The sequence below is a fragment of the Yersinia sp. 2541 StPb PI genome (assembly GCF_052217145.1).
GTDB lineage: Bacteria > Pseudomonadota > Gammaproteobacteria > Enterobacterales > Enterobacteriaceae > Yersinia > Yersinia enterocolitica_E.
In genome coordinates, this window is the sequence record NZ_JAZGQB010000001.1 from 3,792,554 (window position 1) to 3,809,763 (window position 17,210).

The window sequence follows — 17,210 nt, forward strand, 5'->3', positions numbered from 1 at the left end:
TCTTTATGAGTGCCATTATTCGTTAATAAAAAATAACGAATGTGAGTGCCATAACAGCCAATCTTGCGGATGTTGCGTCATTGATGTTTCAATCAATTCGGGTAATTTACTTTTCACTTCTCGCGCGCTAAGAGCAGGATAAATATTTATTTTTATTTCTTTGTCGTAGTACAGATAATAAAAAACCACCTGCGCTGAAAGTGCTCTGGCAAGGCGAATAATGCCACTGTGTAAATTGGCTGGGCGGTTGAATAATTGGCAGGGTATTTTTGCCGTTTCAGCCATCTGGTTATTGACGGTGTAATCCGGCGTAATATCTGGGAAAATCATAATATTGCGCTTATGCTCGGCCGCTTCCATGATGGCTTCCATCAGGTTACCGGCGATTGCACGGCTGTCAGCATGGATGGAACAATAGGAAATATTCACCCCGCCCATCTGCCGCGCCTGCTCTTCATACGCCTCGGCACTGGCTGATACCACCACGGTCGCCTGCCCCGGATAAGCATTAGCCCCCACCATGCCAGCGAGCACATCAGAAACCATATGCAGCGGCGCTAAAATAACCGGTGAGCCGGCCTCATGCAGTGCACGAACCTGGCTATCTAACTGCTGAGTACATGCTGCTAACTGAGCTAAAACCCGCCGGTTTTGGCCATAAGTCGCTGCCAGCTCCAATACCTGACGGCGCTGGGCGGTACGCATAAAATTCTGTGCTGATGGACTATTGTCACCATTCAATAAACACTGGCTGTTGGCCGCCGCCACTCGCGCCAGATTCTTCTGTCGCTTTGGCATCAAGCCTAAAGCCCGGCGCAAAGCACCGAGCATCAGTAAGAAACGATAATCACCGTGCCGTAACAGCCAGCAAGCCAGCCTGGCTTGCCCGCGGGCAAGTAACCGCCCACTCAAAGCCAGCTTGTCGAGCTGGTTTCTCCAGGCAAAGTAACCCCATACGGCTAACAGTCTCATTATTTCTCCAGCGCCTTATCGTGCTCGAGTAATGACAAGAGATGATCTGAGAACGCTGGGAATTCCCTGTCCTGCAACGCTATCCATTTTTTACCGACAATAAAGCTCGGGGTGGCGTCTATCTTGTAATGCGCAGTCACTGCCGTCATATACGCGATCAATTCTTTAACTTCAGCTGACTGGCTGACTTGCTGATATTTGGCAACATCAATGCCATTGGCTTTTAGCCAGGTTTCGAGTTGGCTGTTATCACTCAGGTCAATGTTGTCTTCCAGTACCGCTTTGTAGGCACTTTGGCGATGCTGCGGTTCAATACCCATGACGGATAAAGTGGCGAAAATAGGTGCAAAACGCCCCAAGCCGGTAGTTTTATCACTGCTGATATGCAGGCGGATAAAACGCGTCCCTGCTGGCATGCGGTTTTCTAATTGGGTGACATTCTCTTCATTGATGGCGCAGTAATGGCAGCCATAAGAGAAAATCTCGATAATGCTTTTATCGTCTTTGATTGGGCTGTTTTCAACTTCACTGTTGCTGACAGCGAATAGGGTTTCCTGTTCATCCTGATTAAGAACGAAATAGTGGAAATAGGCCGTTGTTATCAATGAAGAAATAAGGATAACTAACAGTGTATAGCCTATAAAAAATCCCTTACTCCTAAACATATTTTTTTCAGTAGACATAGATTCAGTTCTATTCACAATCAGAGTTCAGGTAAGACATAAACAGAATCAAATAACATTTATGCCCACGAAATAATCTTTCTAACATTCAATTAATGCGAAAATTCTTGAATTTAAGCATCGATGACACATTTGAATAAATAAGTCAGGCAAGTACAGAAATCCCTCCCGCACTTGCCTGGGATACTATTAAATATCGATAAAAATTAACAAATACTTAATTAACGGCAGTTAGCAATGTTGCTAGGTGCAGAAGTAGTGCTTAATACTTTACCGTGTTTGTCAGTACAAGTAGTTACTGCCATGCAAGTTGCAGTTGTACCGCTAGTCTGCCACTGGAAAGTATCTTTACAAGTTTGACCAGTACCGCCAACGATTGTATTTGCAACTGCCATGTTCATTTTTTTCATGAGAAAATCCTTAAAAGAAAAATTTATAGCCTATTTATTTAATAGCCCATTGAAGTATGCGTTTCATTTTTAGGTTGTATACCCGTCATACTTCAAGCTGCATGTGTGTTGGCTACGCTCAATAACCCGAATCGCTTACTCATGTAAACTCATCGGGATTATCTCCCTTGCCGCCTTCTTGCAACTCGAATTATTTAGGTTATAGCCTAATACCTAACTAATCTAACGCAACAGCGTTATACTATATTAGTACAACACATTACAACTTAAAGATAACATTTATTTAATTTCAAATAATATATAAATAAATGCCATGGGAGCCCCCTGCCATATATAAACAACAGTAAAACCACCCAACTTATGAATATGAAAATAGCGAATTTAAAACACTATTTCATATTCATAATCATCATGCACTCAAATAATGAATGCATATAATTCTACATTTAGAGATAGGACATAATAACCACTCCACTCCCGCTAAATGTACCTGCGTCAGGCAATGCTGGCGCATGAAGTGTTGATTCGATCTGGAAAGGGGTGTTGCCTATCGCTGCCGTTACCGTCACGCCATTGGATAAGTCTTGCCCTGACACTTTTAAGGTCGAAGTCAGATTGCCATTTTGCCCAAGATTAATATTTTTCCCACCGACCAGCGTTAATTTCACCGATGTTCTGGCTGTACAGTTGATAATGAGCGGTTCACTTTTTATCGCACCATCGACATTTTGCTGATTAAGCGAGCCGTGGTTGATATAGACATCATTGGTAACCTCACAGGTTTCTGGCGTTGGAGGAACCGCACCACAATAAGAGCCTGGGATCTGATTACCGGTAAAGTTTAAATCACCAACCCCTTGCCAATAGAGAATGCCAAAACAGGTGTTTGATGAACTCAAAACCGGGGTCGTGGTGCTCCAACTTCCAGAAGCGCCATTGCGACTGACAAACGCATCTCGCATGGTCTGCGCCGTTGCTCCTTGAGAAACAATGACTCGCGTTGATGCCCCACTCGGGTTAACACACCGCTCAGCTTCAAGAGTGGAGTAGTGACATATCGCCACAGAACAAGATGAGGAGGTACAAAGTACGTTGCTCAACTCCTCCGTCGGCCAGGAGAATGTTCCGGTATATTGACCGCCGGTTCGTGTTTGCGTCGAAACCCAGGCACTGGCCTGACTATAAAGCGGAAATAAAAACAGTACGCAAGCAATTAGCCAGCAATATTTATGACTTAGTCGCATATTAGGCTTTGTCATTCGTTTAAGTTCCATTGTCTCTATCCGCATATCGGCATTTAAGCTGTTGATAATGATTTTCAGCGTTAACATATTCGTATTGAAATAAGATTAGAGGGGAGATCCCATTAATAATATTGCAGATTAAATGTTGCGACCGCATTGAACTCACCGCGCTTAATAGTACGTTGAGATATCGCCTCGGGTTCACCCCGAACATAAGCTTTCAAGGTAATAACGTTATTTCCTGTATCAAGTGCAATATCGTCACTCGACTGATTCAGATACAGAGGTGTCCCCGCCATTGTTTCAAGACCAATGGCGATTCCAACATCACTGCCATCAACCGCCAATAACCCAGGTAAATTAACACTATCATTACCAGTAAATACAATATTGGCTGTCGTACCTAAGCTGATATCGCAATCGACCAGATGTAGTTGAAACTGTTTACCTGATGTACGCTGATTCGAATACAGATATTTATCGACGATAGTGCCAAAATTCAAACTAATAGCTTCATCACCGGGACGAATAGTGCAAGGCTCTGCGACCAAGGCGCCATGAAAACGCATATTGTCAGCGGCCGATACCGGTATCATCCAAAATAAATTCAGAATTAGAATACTTAAAATAGCTCGCCCACGGCGCATCAGCAGATTTAAATTAGTCATCATTTGATCCTATTGATAATCCACTAATAAAGTAGCGGTAGCCTCAAAACTTCCTTCACTTAATGTTGCCCCAGCAGCTTTAACAGGTACGGCCTTAAGTACCGGTGGGTTATTTTTGTCATAAGCAACACGGGTATTAAGTGCAAAAGGAACACCGTTTTTCAGTAAACGAATACCCAGATCCTGAACATCGGTTTGTATCGCTGCGGAGTCAAATGTAGTAACCGATGCACTGACAATCGTTAGACCTAATTCCAAACTGCTACTGGTTGTTTCGCAGGTCATGCTGTAAGGCACATCCCGGGTATAATTAATACCATCGATCTTGTTCACGCCCAGATTTTCCCCGAAAGGCACATCTATCGTATTTCCCCCATTAATCACACAAGGGGCGGGGTTAATTAATGTCCCCGTGAACAATACGTCATCCGCATACACCAGCGTGCTACTCAGTGTCAGTACCACCGCAATGGAACAACGCGATATCAGTGATCCGTTTTTCATTACTGATACTCCACAACCATGGTCGCTGTACCGTAAAAATCTCCCGCGCTCAACGTTGCACCGGGTTGTTTGACCGGTACGGCCTTCAGCACCGGGATAGTCGGATAGGAAAAGGTGAAAGCACTATTCAGTGACAATGCTTGATCATTACGTAGCAATTTGATCCCCAGCGCCGAATTATTCGTGCTCAAGACACTGGAATCAAAACCAGCACCATTTCCTTTAATTGTCATTTTCAGCGCATTGGATACAGCCCCAGTACAATTCAATGTATAGGTCACCGGCTGCATATACTGAGTGCCATCAACCCGCGAAGTCAGAACATCATTGCCAAAACCGACAAGGATAGTGCCGGTATTGTTAATCACGCAGGGCGGCGGATTAATTAATGTGCCGGAGAACAGCATGTTGTCCGCATAGGCCAACGTACTGCCGAGAGTCAGTACCACCGCAATGGAACAGCGTGAAATCAGTGAATTAATTTTCATTACTGGTACTCCACAACCAGGGTCGCTGAGCCGGAAAAATAGCCCGTGCTCAACGTTGCATTTGTTTGTTTAACCGGTACTGCCTGCAATACAGGAACATTCGGATAGGTAAAGTTGGATGCCGTATTCAGTGGGAATGACTGCCCATTACGTATCAACTTGATCCCCAGACCTGAATTACTCGTTTTCAAGACACTGGTATCAAAATTTGCCCCATTACCATTAATGCTTAATTTCAGTGCATTAGAGGCGGCCGAAGTACAGTTCAACGTATAATTCACCGGCTGCATGTAGTTGCTACCATCAATATTTGATGTCAGGACGGTATCGCCAAAATTAACGTTGATAGTATTGTTACCGTTAATCTCGCAAGGCGGTGCGGCAAAAATAGTGACTGAGACATTGACTGTCGCAGACTTATTTAATGCCCATGCTGAGCTACTTAACAACATAGTCATCACTGCGGCCGCTGTCCCTACGATGGCTGTCATCCCAAAGATGGACCTCATGGCCCGCCGGGTAACTATTCCCTTACAAACAACAGTCATCCCATATTCCTTATTCATCGTTCAGCCTGACACCCGCCCAGTATTCTTCTTATGCAGCGCCCTGAAATACACCGTTACTTGATGCTTTCAACCACAGAACACGTGCTCCCCGAACAGCTAAATATCAGCTTGGGACGACCGCCAAAATCATTGACATAAGTTAGTACCGGTTTGCTGCCCAATGCGGCGGCACTGACATCCAACATGCTTTGCGCTTTTGGTGCGATCATCAGCGGCTTGAAGTCGGCTGCTGTTTTCCCGGCTTTGCCGTCACTGGCATCGACCAACGTGATGTAATACGGCGTTGGGTTATTAACCTGATAACGATCACCCTGACGAGTCAGCTGTAACTTCTCTTGCCAAGGTGTCGACATATCAGCCTTTTGTGGCACGATGCTAACTGGGCGGTAGAAAAGTTTGATGCGCGTTTGCAGTGCAATCTGCAAAGTATTGGGTTTGTCCGACCGCGGTGGAATTTCACGCAGGTTAAAATAGAACAAGGTTTCCCGGTCTTGCGCCAACTGACTCACAGCAGGCAAGCTTTGTATTTTTAACTGACTCATCGCGCCAGGCTCTACTCGCTGAACCGGTGGAACTACCGTCAACGGTGAATTGATTTTGTTACCCTGCTCATCTTCAATCCATCCCTGCGCCAGATAAGGTAGCTCCTTATTCTGGTTGCTGATGTTCAAGCTGATCGACTTATCGCCGCCATTAAGAATCGCCCGGGTTCTATCCAGTGCAATCGCTGCTGTTGCTTGCTGAGCCATAAGTGCCGTCACCAAAATCGCGGTGATACGCAGTTTGTTATTCAATTTCATTACCTTTTCCTTCGAATTAATCTTGTCAGAACCTGGTGGCGCCGATCGTTTTCACTTAGCTGAACGGGCGGTTACCCGCAGGTTCATTACCAAACCTTTCTACTGCGACACCGGAGGTTTATCCCCCGTCGCTATTGGCTGGCAAGGCAACAGTAGATTCGCCAGTATTGCTGGAGAAAGAGCCTGCGGCAGAGTGATGCTGCATTGCGCCTTCCCATTCCAGTGTACTGACATGGTTTCACCGGCTTTGATCCCACTGAGATAGGTGGAACCGTCGTCATTAACAATGCCGGTCTCTTGCTGATTTTCATTTAACACGGTGGCCCCAAATGGCGGTGATGTGCCATCTGCCATACGTATCATGGCCATCGCTTTTTCGCCGGAAATCACATTAAAGCGGCGATAACCAATAGCACCTTCAGTCAATGTGACCTGGGCTATGGTTCCTCTGGCTTCAACATCGTCTGCCAGGTTATCGATATCTATACTGGCCCGATTGCGGTAGTAGCTATTCACATCACCAACCACAGCTTTACCAAACTGGTTGGTCCGTATCGATGAGCCATATCCCTGAACCGGAACGCCGGATACCCCTTGGGTATCGAGTAACAAGCGAGTGCCGCCAAGGGTATTAACCCGATGCAAAGCCCCGCCTTCAGGGGTGATAGTTGCCCCGCCCTGAATACCTAAACCAACAGAAGAGTATTGTCCTTCCTGATAGCTGGCGTTGGCATTGATATCCGCACTATTACCTATGTGGTTATAGTTACCACTGACTAGCGCGCCGCTACGTGCTACGCCGGTATTGATCTGGTAGTTGTTGTGAGCATCCAGACGATCGGTATAACCCACTCGCTGACTGTGTTCACGGCCACTCACCGTCGCGCTATAACTGATTGTTGCGCTGTTACCAAACGGCATCGACATGGAGAGATACACGCCATCGTCATTGCTTTCGTTATAGCGGTTACGGTAAGCCGAGAAGGTCAAACTGACGTTTTTCACTTTACCGATATCAAAATAACGCGAGAGCGACAGGTTATAGCGGTCATTCGCCGAGCGATCCCAATAGGTCTGATGGCTATAGTTCAGATACGCGCTCAGCCCCAGATCTTGAAATTGCTGGTTGAAGCTGATGGTGTACATCTCTTTATTGCCACCCACGTCATTGTTGCGATAACGCGCGTCGAGATATTCAGTCATGCTCATAAAGTTACGTTCAGAGAAGCGATAGCCAGCAAATGTCACCTGACTGCCTGTTTCCTGAAAGTTTTTCGAATAGTTGACTCGGTAAGAGCCGCCACTCAACGTACCTTGCTCGGGTAAATTGGCCCAAGATTGGGTCATATCAACCGATACGGCACCAAATTCCATCAAATCACGGCCAACCCCGATGGATGCCGCTTGATATTCGTTTTCACCACTGATCCCACCACCAAACAATGACCAGCCGCTATTGATCCCCCAGGAGAATTCCCCGGTACCAAATACTGGCCCTTCAGACCGACGTCCGATATCCGAAGGCTTACCGGCAGCCATGCGATAGCGCACCATGCCAGGGCGGGTCAGATAAGGAATACTGGCGGTATTCACTTGGAATTGTTGAACTTGTCCGTCAAGTTCCTCGACTCGCACATCCAGCGTGCCGGAAACAAAACTGTTCAAGTTCTGAATACGGAAAGGACCGGCCGCGACCAGTGTTTCACTCAACACACGCCCTTGCTGACTCACAACAACTCGCGCGTTGGTACGGGCAACACCAGTAATTTCAGGGGCATAGCCACGCAAATTAGGCGGTAACATATTGTCATCGGTCGCCAGACTAGCGCCGCTAAAGCGAAAGCTATCAAAGATGGCGGAGTTCAGAAAATCTTCACCCAGCGTCAACTTGGCACCCAAATTCGGGATAGCGCGATAGGCGTAATAGCGGCTCCAATCCCACTGACGCTCAGTCGATGAACCCGATGATTGGTCAACCCGCGTTTGCCAATCAGCACGGAATCGCCAGGCACCCAAGTTAGCGCCGGTGGTCCCGTTTCCGCTTAACGTATTGTTATTGGTATTGTTCGTTTCCTGGCGGTTCAATTGCCCTAACAAGTTGTAATCGAACAGCACTCCGGGAATACCATCCTCCCAACGAGAAGGGGGATCCCAATCGGGTTCGCTGTATTCCAGCCAGGCTTGCGGCACACTCAGGTACAGTGCTGACTTCGCCAAATCACCTTCCACGGTCAGACCGGGTAAGCTGCTGATATCGAGACACTCCCCATTACGCGACCAGGTCAGCTTTTGGAAGCTGTCTTCTTTCAATGCCAGCAACTCAATTAACTGGGGTGTTAAACAGGCCTCACTTTTATTAGGATCTTTTTCTGAGACGTAGAACACAACCGGCTGTTCGCTGAGCTCCTGCTTATTCATACTAACCAATAAGTTATAGTGCCCAGGCATGATGTAGCCGCGTTGGGAGAACTGACTCAGGTCAAAATTAGCGCGATCCTTGGTATCCAGCACATCGGTATTAAACTGAATATCATCACGGGCTTGCGCTCCATAAGCATTGCCACTTAATGCAACTGCAATCAAAATTCGCAATAAATCACGACGGGCAAAACCGGAGGTGATGGAACGAGCGGATACCATGGGATATGTCACCTTACTCATTGAAATCAGTAATAATCCAATTTGAAACGAACGCTAGAATGATAAGTTCCAGCACGCAGTGTCTTACCATTGCCCACTAACCGCAGGGCATAATTGAGTTTCATATCAGCAGGAATTATATTGATCTCCGGTGATGCCACCCCTGGCGTCGAAACATTGCCTTTATCATCAATAATTTGCATTGCCACTCCTTCGGCTTCACCATTAACTGCAAAATTATTACCGTCTGCGGCACCGTCAAATGTCACAACAAAATGCTGCTGGTTCGACTTATCTGGATCAGGGTGAGCTATCGTGCAATGCAGCAACCGAATCTCAAACGGGTGTTCATCCCCTGCACCGTTCTGAACCAATTTACCAATAGGCAAAATCGCCATATCGATGGTCTGTTCCAAGCTTCCGGGCTCTATCGCACAAGCAGTATCAGTAATACTTCCTTCCATACTCACGCGGCCCCAGGCTGTTTTCATGGGATCTGCCGTTACCGGTAAACTCAGCAATAACGCCATCAGTAAGGAAGGAGGCACTATCAAAAAAAAAGACCTGGACATAAATCACCTAACTCATCCAATACGTATCTTTCTCAAGAGAAAAGACATGCGGATAAATCCGCATGTCCAATTAAAAAAGGGGGGCTTATTGGTAAGCCAGCATGAAGTTAGCTACGCTTGAGAAGCTACCTGGTTTGATAGCGTCAGAAGCTGTGCTGCCCTGCAGGTAAGCAGAGAATGCCAAAGTGTTGTTGCCGGTGATCAGAGTCTGTTCAGCAGTTGCTTGACCCAGTTTCACAACAGAACCAGTACCATCAACGATGGCGATACCAGCGCCTTCAGCCAGACCAGTGATGCCCAGCAGGCCAGGTACTGCTTCTGATTCTGCACCGCTAAAAGTAGTGGTTACAGTTTTCAGAGTAGCGATGTCACAGTTTTCCAGTTTGATGTCGAACTTTTTGGCAGGGTTTGATTTGCCGCCATTCTGCAGAAGTACGTTAGAGATCTGACCCATTTCAACAGTCTGAGAATCAGAACCTGATGCGATTGAGCAAGGTGCATCAATGATTGAACCATTGAAAGTCACAGTACCCTGGCCTTGATCAGCAGCGTTAGCCATAGAAGCAAAACCTAATACCAGAGCAGCAGCCAAGATTGTTTTATTCAGTTTCATTACGTGATTCCTTTATACACAATTAAAATTTAATACACTGATTTGCTTTGAAAAAATCAAAGTAAATACCGCGTAGAAGTTGTTTTAAAATACAAATGCATGTTGCTTCTTGCCGTTAAAATACCAAAGGACAAGCTGAGAACTGCACAGAGCCATAAAGTCAATATGTAGGCATTGGTAACGCCTGCACATTAAGAAAAAAATTCAAATAACGTTTAAAGCCCTTATTTTGTTCGAGGCAGATAATACAAATATAGGCATCTAGTTGATAGTCATTTAATTCAAATAACTATAATTCAGAGTGTTTAACTTAATTGATTACAGTAACGAAATAAAATCGATAAGATTGATCGATAAACATTATACCCTCGACATATAACACTCCAAAAATAAGCATCCCGACACATTTGATCGCTAAAGAGCGATTTTTCAAAATTAATGATTGCTTATTTCATGACCCAATCTATAATCGACATTAAATCCTTAACATTTCAGCCTAAGAAGCAGAAAAACCTTAGTAATAATGGTATAAACACCCGAGAACCCTTTGATTCCTTCTTAGGTTAGCTTGGTTTTTTTATATGTTAAATCTCAACAAAACCCATAAAAAATAAATCAATAGATTGATTTTAAAGGTTTTTATTAAATTACTTAAAATATCATTTATTTCACATGCAAATTAATAACCCTATTTTCCTTATGCGGCAAAAATGACAAAAAGTTAAATCCTGAGCGTAAGATACTGGGTGACAAAATACAGAATATAAAAACATATAAAAAGGAATGAGAACACAACCACGTTAATGTAAGAACAATTACCGATGGCGTAGGAAATATCCACATAATATGTAGGAAGCACTGATTAGAAATAAAGAATATAGGAAATTTAAAGTTATACATTCTCAACATATAAATTTAATAGGGTAAATAACAATGAAACCGAAGAATCAGAGAAAAGAAGAAGTGATGGGTATTCTGGAGAACCACTGTAATTCGTTAATGGAGCAGTTTACTGAGTCGCCACCACCTGTTATCAATTGGCCAAAAACCAGAGAACTTGCCGATAAAGCGCACTTGGATATTTATACGGCAAGATTGGTATTAATGAAGCTAGTCGAGGAAGACAGGGCCAGAATGTCAGAAACCAAAGTGATGAACTCATTACGCTGGTTTGTTACTCAGCCAGAAAAAAAATGAAACGGCCATCATCTTAGAATAAAAACATTATTTTTCAACGAGATAAATTTGAATAGCGATAAAGATTCAGCTTTAATTGCTGCCAGACACTATCCCATTGAGCTGTTATAACCCCAATATTGGACAATTAGTTAACCTGTTTCCGTACAACAGGATGTTAGCTATATATGTAACTTGTTGATAGAAAAATGAAACTTTGTTTACCCCCATCTATAAGACCCACTCTTTCAGTACCAGTGCTCAACCTTGTTGTTATGGCGCTGATGTCCATTACCTTTGTCACCATGATGCACTATGAAATCAACCGAGGAGGGGCTGGGCTTCATCTTCCTGCCAATATAATCATCTGGGCCATGATGGCACTGCTGACGATAACACTCTATTTACCCCATACTGAAGCCACTCAGCTTGTAAATTCTCCTGGCCGTTTGTGGCTGCTGTTTGGCGCCTTGATGATAAGCCTGCCGGGGCTATTTCCTGCCTCATTACAGCATGTCGTTGCCTGGTTACCGCGGATTTTAGGCCTGTGGGGTGGGATAATACTGCTACTGGGGTTGTTCCGCCTGAAACTGAATGTAGCCCTGCGACAGAGATGGCTGGTGATCATCCTCTTGTCGGCCTGGGGGCAAGCTGTGCTGACTCTGTTGCAATTTTTTGTTTTTACATCCGATAATTGGATGGAATTTGATAGTGCACAGCGGCCTTATGGCATATTCCAGCAAACCAATGTACTGGCCAGTTACCTGGCAACCGGTTATAGCATTGCAATCTATCTGTTTATGTTATCGAGCAAGCGGGCCGTTCGAGGCATCAGCACACTTACCCTGCTGCTATTCCCAGGCTTATTGGTGCTGTTGCAATCAAGGATCGGTTGGGTTGGCGGGATAACAACCTTGCTATTACTGTCGCTATATTACTGGCGTCAGCGACAGATAGCCTGGGTGTGGCTGAGTAGCCTGCTGAGTTTACTGGTCGCCGTTTATCTGTTGGAACAGATGAATATCGGTATGCATGTATCCAAAGATGCCAGCAACACCGAGCGCTGGCTGATACTGCAATATACCTGGCAGATGATACAGCTGCACCCATGGCAGGGTTGGGGATATGGTAGCTTTGAGTCAAGTTTTGCCCATGAGTTGGCGCAGCATTGGCGGGTACCGACTTACTTAACTTATCCTTCCCACCCTCATAATGAAGTGCTTTATGGTTGGGTTGAGGGTGGCATTGCCGCACTGATCGGGATGTTGCTATTGGCTATCGGCTATGTGAAGCCACTCTTAATGCAACCAAAAACCGTTTTCCCTCTGTGGGTTCTCACGTTGCCGATCGCGTTGCATTTGATGACGGAGTTCCCTCTTTATCAATCAGCAGCCCACTGGCTGGTGCTGATTTTACTTGGCCGCCTGATGGTTACAGAAGATATGCTGCAACCCACCACATCGAAGCCAACTTGCTGGCAACGCTGGCTGCACACTGCCGTGATTTTATCGGCGCTATGCACACTGGTGTTTATGGTGACAGGCTTTAAAACTGGCCGGGTACTCACACTGGCCGAGAGAAGTGGCTTGGTTAACATGCAGCCTTTAGATAGCCTGACCAATCCCTATATCCAGTGGGAAAGGTATCAATATATAAGAAATGTTAATCTATTATTGCGATTTAACCAGCATCCTGACCCCATGTTATTACGCCAATTTAGGGTATGGGCCGAGCAGTATATTCAATTACACAATGATCCGAATGTTTATCAAAGTCTGATCATGATTGCTCGGTATCAGAAGGAAACAGCTTACGCCGATCAGTTGTACCAAACTGCTCGCGCTTTATTCCCCGCCAACCCAGCCTTTCAATAACGCCGACCTTATCAGCAATCACAAATCACCTGGCCCCTAAATCAAGGGGCTTATTACACCGTTTGCGGGCAGCCTCGAGTTTTACCTATGTCAGTTTTGGGGCTGCTGGGCTAGTATATCGGCTGGAAAAAGGACTTGATGAATGGTTGTAATTACAGCCCTTCTGTTTCAAGCTCATAGCTTATTTTTATCGGCTGTTGTGCCGGCATTGATAGCGAGATTTCCGTGTTAACCGTAAAATCATGTGATAGCTAACGATAATAATAAAAATCACAATTAACTTTAAATTCAATGGACTATAAATCATAACCACATGAATAATACCGATAAACTCGATTCTCACACCCCGATGATGCAGCAGTATCTTCGGCTCAAGGCCCAGCATCCTGACATTCTATTGTTCTACCGGATGGGGGATTTTTACGAACTGTTCTACAGTGATGCCAAGCGAGCTTCACAGCTACTGGATATCTCACTCACTAAACGCGGAGCCTCCGCAGGTGAGCCTATTCCGATGGCTGGGGTACCTTATCATTCGATAGAAAACTATCTGGCGAAGCTGGTCCAGTTAGGTGAGTCTGCCGCAATTTGCGAGCAAATCGGTGATCCCGCCACCAGTAAAGGGCCAGTTGAGCGTAAAGTAGTGCGTATCGTGACACCAGGTACTGTCAGTGATGAAGCTCTGCTACAAGAACGTCAAGATAATCTGCTGGCGGCTATCTGGCAGGATGCGCGCGGTTTTGGCTATGCGACGTTAGATATCAGCTCCGGTCGTTTTAGGGTTGCACAACCCGCAGATCTTGAAACCATGGCTGCCGAGTTGCAGCGAACGCATCCCGCAGAGTTACTTTACCCAGAAAACTTTGAGCAGATGTCGTTGATAGAACACCGGCATGGCTTGCGCCGCCGTCCATTATGGGAGTTTGAGCTAGAAACCGCCCGTCAGCAGCTTAATCTGCAATTCGGCACCCGTGATTTAATCGGGTTTGGTGTAGAGCAAGCCCATCAAGCACTGCGCGCTGCGGGTTGCCTACTGCAATATGTCAAAGATACCCAACGTACCTCTCTACCCCATATCCGCGGTTTAACCATGGAGCGCCAGCAAGATGGCATTGTTATGGATGCCGCGACCCGTCGTAACCTTGAACTGACCCAGAACCTGTCTGGTGGGTCTGAAAATACGTTAGCTGCTATTCTCGATTGCAGTGTGACCGCAATGGGCAGCCGCATGCTAAAACGCTGGCTGCATATGCCGGTTCGCGATATCAAGGTATTAAGCGATCGCCAACAAGCAATCGGCGGCTTACAAGATATCACCGCCGAACTGCAAACGCCGTTGCGTCAGGTAGGCGACTTAGAACGTATTCTGGCTCGTTTGGCGCTGCGCACTGCGCGCCCAAGAGATTTAGCGCGGATGCGCCATGCTTTCCAGCAATTGCCGGAGATTCACCGTCTACTGCAATCGGTGGATGTTCCCCACGTGCAAAATTTGTTGTCACAAGTCGGCCAGTTTGATGAATTACAGGATCTGTTGGTGCGGGCAATTGTAGAAGCACCGCCAGTGTTAGTACGTGATGGTGGTGTCATTGCGCCGGGTTATAATTCTGAACTCGATGAATGGCGAGCTCTGGCCGATGGTGCTACCGATTATCTGGATCGGCTGGAGATCCGTGAGCGTGAAAAGCTGGGCCTGGATACACTGAAGGTCGGTTTTAATGGCGTCCACGGCTATTACATTCAGGTAAGTCGTGGTCAGAGCCACTTGGTTCCGATTCATTATGTCCGTAGACAAACCCTGAAGAATGCTGAGCGCTATATCATTCCAGAACTGAAAGAGTATGAAGACAAGGTTCTGACCTCTAAAGGCAAAGCGCTGGCGATTGAAAAAGGGTTATATGAAGAGATTTTCGATCTTCTGTTGCCACATCTGCCTGAATTGCAAATCAGTGCTAATGCGTTGGCGGAACTGGATGTACTGGCGAATCTGGCTGAAAGAGCGGAAACACTTAACTACAACTGCCCAACCCTGAGTGATAAACCGGGGATTAAAATTACCGCTGGCCGCCATCCGGTCGTCGAGCAGGTTCTCAGTGAGCCCTTTATTTCTAACCCGCTGACGTTATCACCTCAGCGGCGGATGCTGATCATTACCGGCCCGAATATGGGGGGTAAAAGTACCTATATGCGCCAAACAGCCTTAATAGTTTTGTTGGCACACATGGGGAGTTATGTTCCGGCGGAAAGCGCTATCATTGGCCCGGTTGATCGCATATTTACCCGCGTAGGTGCCGCTGACGATCTGGCTTCAGGCCGTTCCACCTTCATGGTCGAAATGACGGAAACAGCCAATATCCTGCATAACGCCACGGAGCAAAGTCTGGTGCTGATGGATGAGATTGGTCGCGGTACATCCACTTATGATGGCCTTTCATTAGCCTGGGCTTGTGCTGAAAATCTGGCGAGCCGTATTAAAGCGATGACGCTGTTCGCCACTCATTACTTTGAGTTAACCACCCTACCGGAAAAAATGGAAGGTGTGGTAAACGTCCACCTTGATGCTCTGGAACATGGCGAAACTATCGCCTTCATGCACAGTGTGCAGGATGGGGCAGCCAGTAAAAGTTATGGTCTGGCAGTCGCAGCCCTGGCCGGTGTACCACGTGATGTGATTAAGCGGGCACGGCAAAAACTGAAAGAGCTCGAGTCATTGTCTAATAATGCCGCAGCCAGTAAGATTGATGGCTCACAACTGACATTGTTAAATGAAGAGACACCACCTGCGGTTGAAGCATTGGAAGCACTGGACCCAGACTCATTATCACCACGTCAGGCATTGGAATGGATTTATCGCCTGAAGAATATGGTGTAAACGGGCATAAAAAAACGGTGAACATCTGTTCACCGTTTTTGTGTTTTATAAGAATAACTATCTATACCCTAACTATTTCGTGTTGCAGAAAGGCGGGTAAATTTATTCACGGAACAACGCCTCGATGCTCAAGCCTTGTGTTTGCAAAATTTCCCGCAAACGACGTAAGCCTTCAACCTGAATCTGGCGGACACGCTCACGCGTCAAACCAATTTCACGGCCAACATCTTCCAGCGTTGCTGCTTCATATCCTAAAAGACCAAAACGACGGGCCAGCACTTCGCGCTGTTTAGCATTCAATTCAAACAGCCATTTAACGATACTTTGCTTCATATCGTCATCTTGCGTTGTATCTTCTGGACCATTTTCATTTTCGTCGGACAGAATATCTAACAAGGCTTTCTCTGAGTCGCCGCCTAACGGTGTATCAACAGAAGTGATACGTTCGTTCAGACGTAACATACGGCTCACGTCATCAACCGGTTTGTCGAGTTGCTCAGCAATCTCTTCAGCGCTCGGTTCATGATCCAATTTATGAGAAAGTTCTCGTGCAGTACGCAAATAAACGTTTAATTCTTTAACGATATGGATAGGTAAACGGATGGTCCGGGTTTGGTTCATTATCGCCCGTTCAATCGTTTGACGAATCCACCAAGTGGCATAAGTGGAGAAACGGAAACCGCGTTCAGGATCAAATTTTTCCACCGCCCGAATAAGACCGAGGTTTCCCTCTTCAATCAAATCCAGCAGTGCTAAACCGCGATTACTGTAACGGCGGGCGATCTTCACCACCAACCGCAAGTTACTTTCAATCATACGCCGACGTGAAGGCACATCACCGCGCAATGCACGCCGGGCAAAATAAACCTCTTCTTCTGCGGTTAACAGCGGCGAATAACCAATCTCACCAAGATAGAGCTGCGTCGCGTCCAGCACTCGCTGGGTAACACCTTGCGCCAACAGCTCATCTTCTGCTAACTCGCTTTCAGTAGGTTCATCCTCTACTAATGCTTTTTCGTCGAAAATTTCAGTTTCCGTACTGTTTTCATCAAAATCAGCATCTTCATGCAACTCGTTAACTTTCAGCGTATTTTGGCTCATATGCTGCTCCTACCCGTGAATCCGGCG

16 protein-coding genes are annotated in these 17,210 nt (G+C 46.0%); 3 read left to right on the forward strand and 13 right to left on the reverse strand.

The window, feature by feature from the left end; all coding sequences use genetic code 11:
* Positions 1–15: 15 nt before the first annotated feature.
* The 12 genes from V1953_RS17070 to V1953_RS17125 all read right to left on the reverse strand — a co-directional run bounded on the left by V1953_RS17070 (position 16) and on the right by V1953_RS17125 (position 10,163).
* The gene (locus tag V1953_RS17070) at positions 16–972 is read right to left on the reverse strand and encodes an ABC transporter (protein ID WP_083160365.1); all 957 of its coding nucleotides are present in this window, start codon (positions 970–972) and stop codon (positions 16–18) included.
* Positions 972–1,655 (reverse strand): DsbA family protein, encoded by a 684-nt coding sequence (locus tag V1953_RS17075; RefSeq protein ID WP_442851153.1) that lies wholly within the window; start codon positions 1,653–1,655, stop codon positions 972–974. Before V1953_RS17075 ends, V1953_RS17070 begins: the two co-directional genes overlap by 1 nt.
* 221 nt (positions 1,656–1,876) lie before the next feature.
* Positions 1,877–2,065, reverse strand: a complete 189-nt coding sequence (locus V1953_RS17080) for a DUF4762 family protein (RefSeq protein WP_005167317.1) — start codon at positions 2,063–2,065, stop codon at positions 1,877–1,879.
* Positions 2,066–2,511: 446 nt separating this feature from the next.
* Positions 2,512–3,339 (reverse strand): MrpH family fimbial adhesin, encoded by an 828-nt coding sequence (locus tag V1953_RS17085; protein ID WP_083163847.1) that lies wholly within the window; start codon positions 3,337–3,339, stop codon positions 2,512–2,514.
* A gap of 92 nt (positions 3,340–3,431) precedes the next feature.
* Positions 3,432–3,977: a fimbrial protein gene (locus tag V1953_RS17090; protein ID WP_083160367.1), complete on the reverse strand. Its 546-nt coding sequence runs from the start codon at positions 3,975–3,977 to the stop codon at positions 3,432–3,434.
* Positions 3,978–3,986: 9 nt separating this feature from the next.
* A complete protein-coding gene (locus V1953_RS17095) occupies positions 3,987–4,481 on the reverse strand; it encodes a fimbrial protein (RefSeq protein WP_083160369.1) in 495 nt (164 codons plus the stop codon).
* On the reverse strand, positions 4,481–4,969 hold the full coding sequence (locus V1953_RS17100; RefSeq protein WP_083160371.1) for a fimbrial protein: 489 nt from the start codon (positions 4,967–4,969) through the stop codon (positions 4,481–4,483). The genes V1953_RS17095 and V1953_RS17100 overlap by 1 nt, the downstream gene beginning before the upstream one ends.
* Positions 4,969–5,517 carry a fimbrial protein gene (locus V1953_RS17105; RefSeq protein ID WP_442851336.1) on the reverse strand — a complete coding sequence of 183 codons (549 nt, stop codon included), beginning with the start codon at positions 5,515–5,517 and terminating at the stop codon, positions 4,969–4,971. The genes V1953_RS17100 and V1953_RS17105 overlap by 1 nt, the downstream gene beginning before the upstream one ends.
* A gap of 74 nt (positions 5,518–5,591) precedes the next feature.
* A complete protein-coding gene (locus V1953_RS17110) occupies positions 5,592–6,338 on the reverse strand; it encodes a fimbria/pilus periplasmic chaperone (protein ID WP_372568708.1) in 747 nt (248 codons plus the stop codon).
* A gap of 99 nt (positions 6,339–6,437) precedes the next feature.
* Positions 6,438–8,978 carry an outer membrane usher protein gene (locus V1953_RS17115; protein ID WP_193784720.1) on the reverse strand — a complete coding sequence of 847 codons (2,541 nt, stop codon included), beginning with the start codon at positions 8,976–8,978 and terminating at the stop codon, positions 6,438–6,440.
* A gap of 26 nt (positions 8,979–9,004) precedes the next feature.
* Positions 9,005–9,508 (reverse strand): fimbrial protein, encoded by a 504-nt coding sequence (locus tag V1953_RS17120; protein WP_193784840.1) that lies wholly within the window; start codon positions 9,506–9,508, stop codon positions 9,005–9,007.
* 127 nt (positions 9,509–9,635) lie between these two features.
* Positions 9,636–10,163: a fimbrial protein gene (locus V1953_RS17125; RefSeq protein WP_083160381.1), complete on the reverse strand. Its 528-nt coding sequence runs from the start codon at positions 10,161–10,163 to the stop codon at positions 9,636–9,638.
* A 933-nt stretch (positions 10,164–11,096) separates the two neighbouring features.
* Here V1953_RS17125 and V1953_RS17130 point away from each other — a divergent pair.
* From V1953_RS17130 to mutS, 3 genes are all read left to right on the forward strand, one after another.
* Positions 11,097–11,360 (forward strand): faeA-like family protein, encoded by a 264-nt coding sequence (locus tag V1953_RS17130; protein ID WP_442821245.1) that lies wholly within the window; start codon positions 11,097–11,099, stop codon positions 11,358–11,360.
* 263 nt (positions 11,361–11,623) lie between these two features.
* Entirely contained in the window at positions 11,624–13,213 is a 1,590-nt protein-coding gene (locus tag V1953_RS17135; RefSeq protein WP_442821246.1) for a Wzy polymerase domain-containing protein, read from the forward strand.
* Positions 13,214–13,526: 313 nt separating this feature from the next.
* On the forward strand, positions 13,527–16,082 hold the full coding sequence (mutS, locus tag V1953_RS17140; RefSeq protein ID WP_083160387.1) for a DNA mismatch repair protein MutS: 2,556 nt from the start codon (positions 13,527–13,529) through the stop codon (positions 16,080–16,082).
* A 102-nt stretch (positions 16,083–16,184) separates the two neighbouring features.
* Here the strand turns inward: mutS and rpoS are convergent, their stop codons facing one another.
* Positions 16,185–17,183, reverse strand: coding sequence for an RNA polymerase sigma factor RpoS (rpoS, locus tag V1953_RS17145; RefSeq protein WP_019210991.1), 999 nt, complete (start codon positions 17,181–17,183; stop codon positions 16,185–16,187).
* Positions 17,184–17,210: the final 27 nt, after the last annotated feature.

Coding starts and splice junctions, on each gene's coding strand:
- V1953_RS17095 (WP_083160369.1), bottom strand. CDS start 4,481: ATGAAAAACGGATCACTGATATCGCGTTGTTCCATTGCGGTGGTACTG.
- V1953_RS17100 (WP_083160371.1), bottom strand. CDS start 4,969: ATGAAAATTAATTCACTGATTTCACGCTGTTCCATTGCGGTGGTACTG.
- rpoS (WP_019210991.1), bottom strand. CDS start 17,183: ATGAGCCAAAATACGCTGAAAGTTAACGAGTTGCATGAAGATGCTGAT.
- V1953_RS17105 (WP_442851336.1), bottom strand. CDS start 5,517: ATGACTGTTGTTTGTAAGGGAATAGTTACCCGGCGGGCCATGAGGTCC.
- V1953_RS17125 (WP_083160381.1), bottom strand. CDS start 10,163: ATGAAACTGAATAAAACAATCTTGGCTGCTGCTCTGGTATTAGGTTTT.
- V1953_RS17115 (WP_193784720.1), bottom strand. CDS start 8,978: ATGGTATCCGCTCGTTCCATCACCTCCGGTTTTGCCCGTCGTGATTTA.
- V1953_RS17110 (WP_372568708.1), bottom strand. CDS start 6,338: ATGAAATTGAATAACAAACTGCGTATCACCGCGATTTTGGTGACGGCA.
- V1953_RS17085 (WP_083163847.1), bottom strand. CDS start 3,339: ATGGAACTTAAACGAATGACAAAGCCTAATATGCGACTAAGTCATAAA.
- V1953_RS17130 (WP_442821245.1), top strand. CDS start 11,097: ATGAAACCGAAGAATCAGAGAAAAGAAGAAGTGATGGGTATTCTGGAG.
- V1953_RS17120 (WP_193784840.1), bottom strand. CDS start 9,508: ATGGCGTTATTGCTGAGTTTACCGGTAACGGCAGATCCCATGAAAACA.
- V1953_RS17135 (WP_442821246.1), top strand. CDS start 11,624: ATGTCCATTACCTTTGTCACCATGATGCACTATGAAATCAACCGAGGA.
- V1953_RS17090 (WP_083160367.1), bottom strand. CDS start 3,977: ATGACTAATTTAAATCTGCTGATGCGCCGTGGGCGAGCTATTTTAAGT.
- mutS (WP_083160387.1), top strand. CDS start 13,527: ATGAATAATACCGATAAACTCGATTCTCACACCCCGATGATGCAGCAG.
- V1953_RS17080 (WP_005167317.1), bottom strand. CDS start 2,065: ATGAAAAAAATGAACATGGCAGTTGCAAATACAATCGTTGGCGGTACT.
- V1953_RS17075 (WP_442851153.1), bottom strand. CDS start 1,655: ATGTCTACTGAAAAAAATATGTTTAGGAGTAAGGGATTTTTTATAGGC.
- V1953_RS17070 (WP_083160365.1), bottom strand. CDS start 972: ATGAGACTGTTAGCCGTATGGGGTTACTTTGCCTGGAGAAACCAGCTC.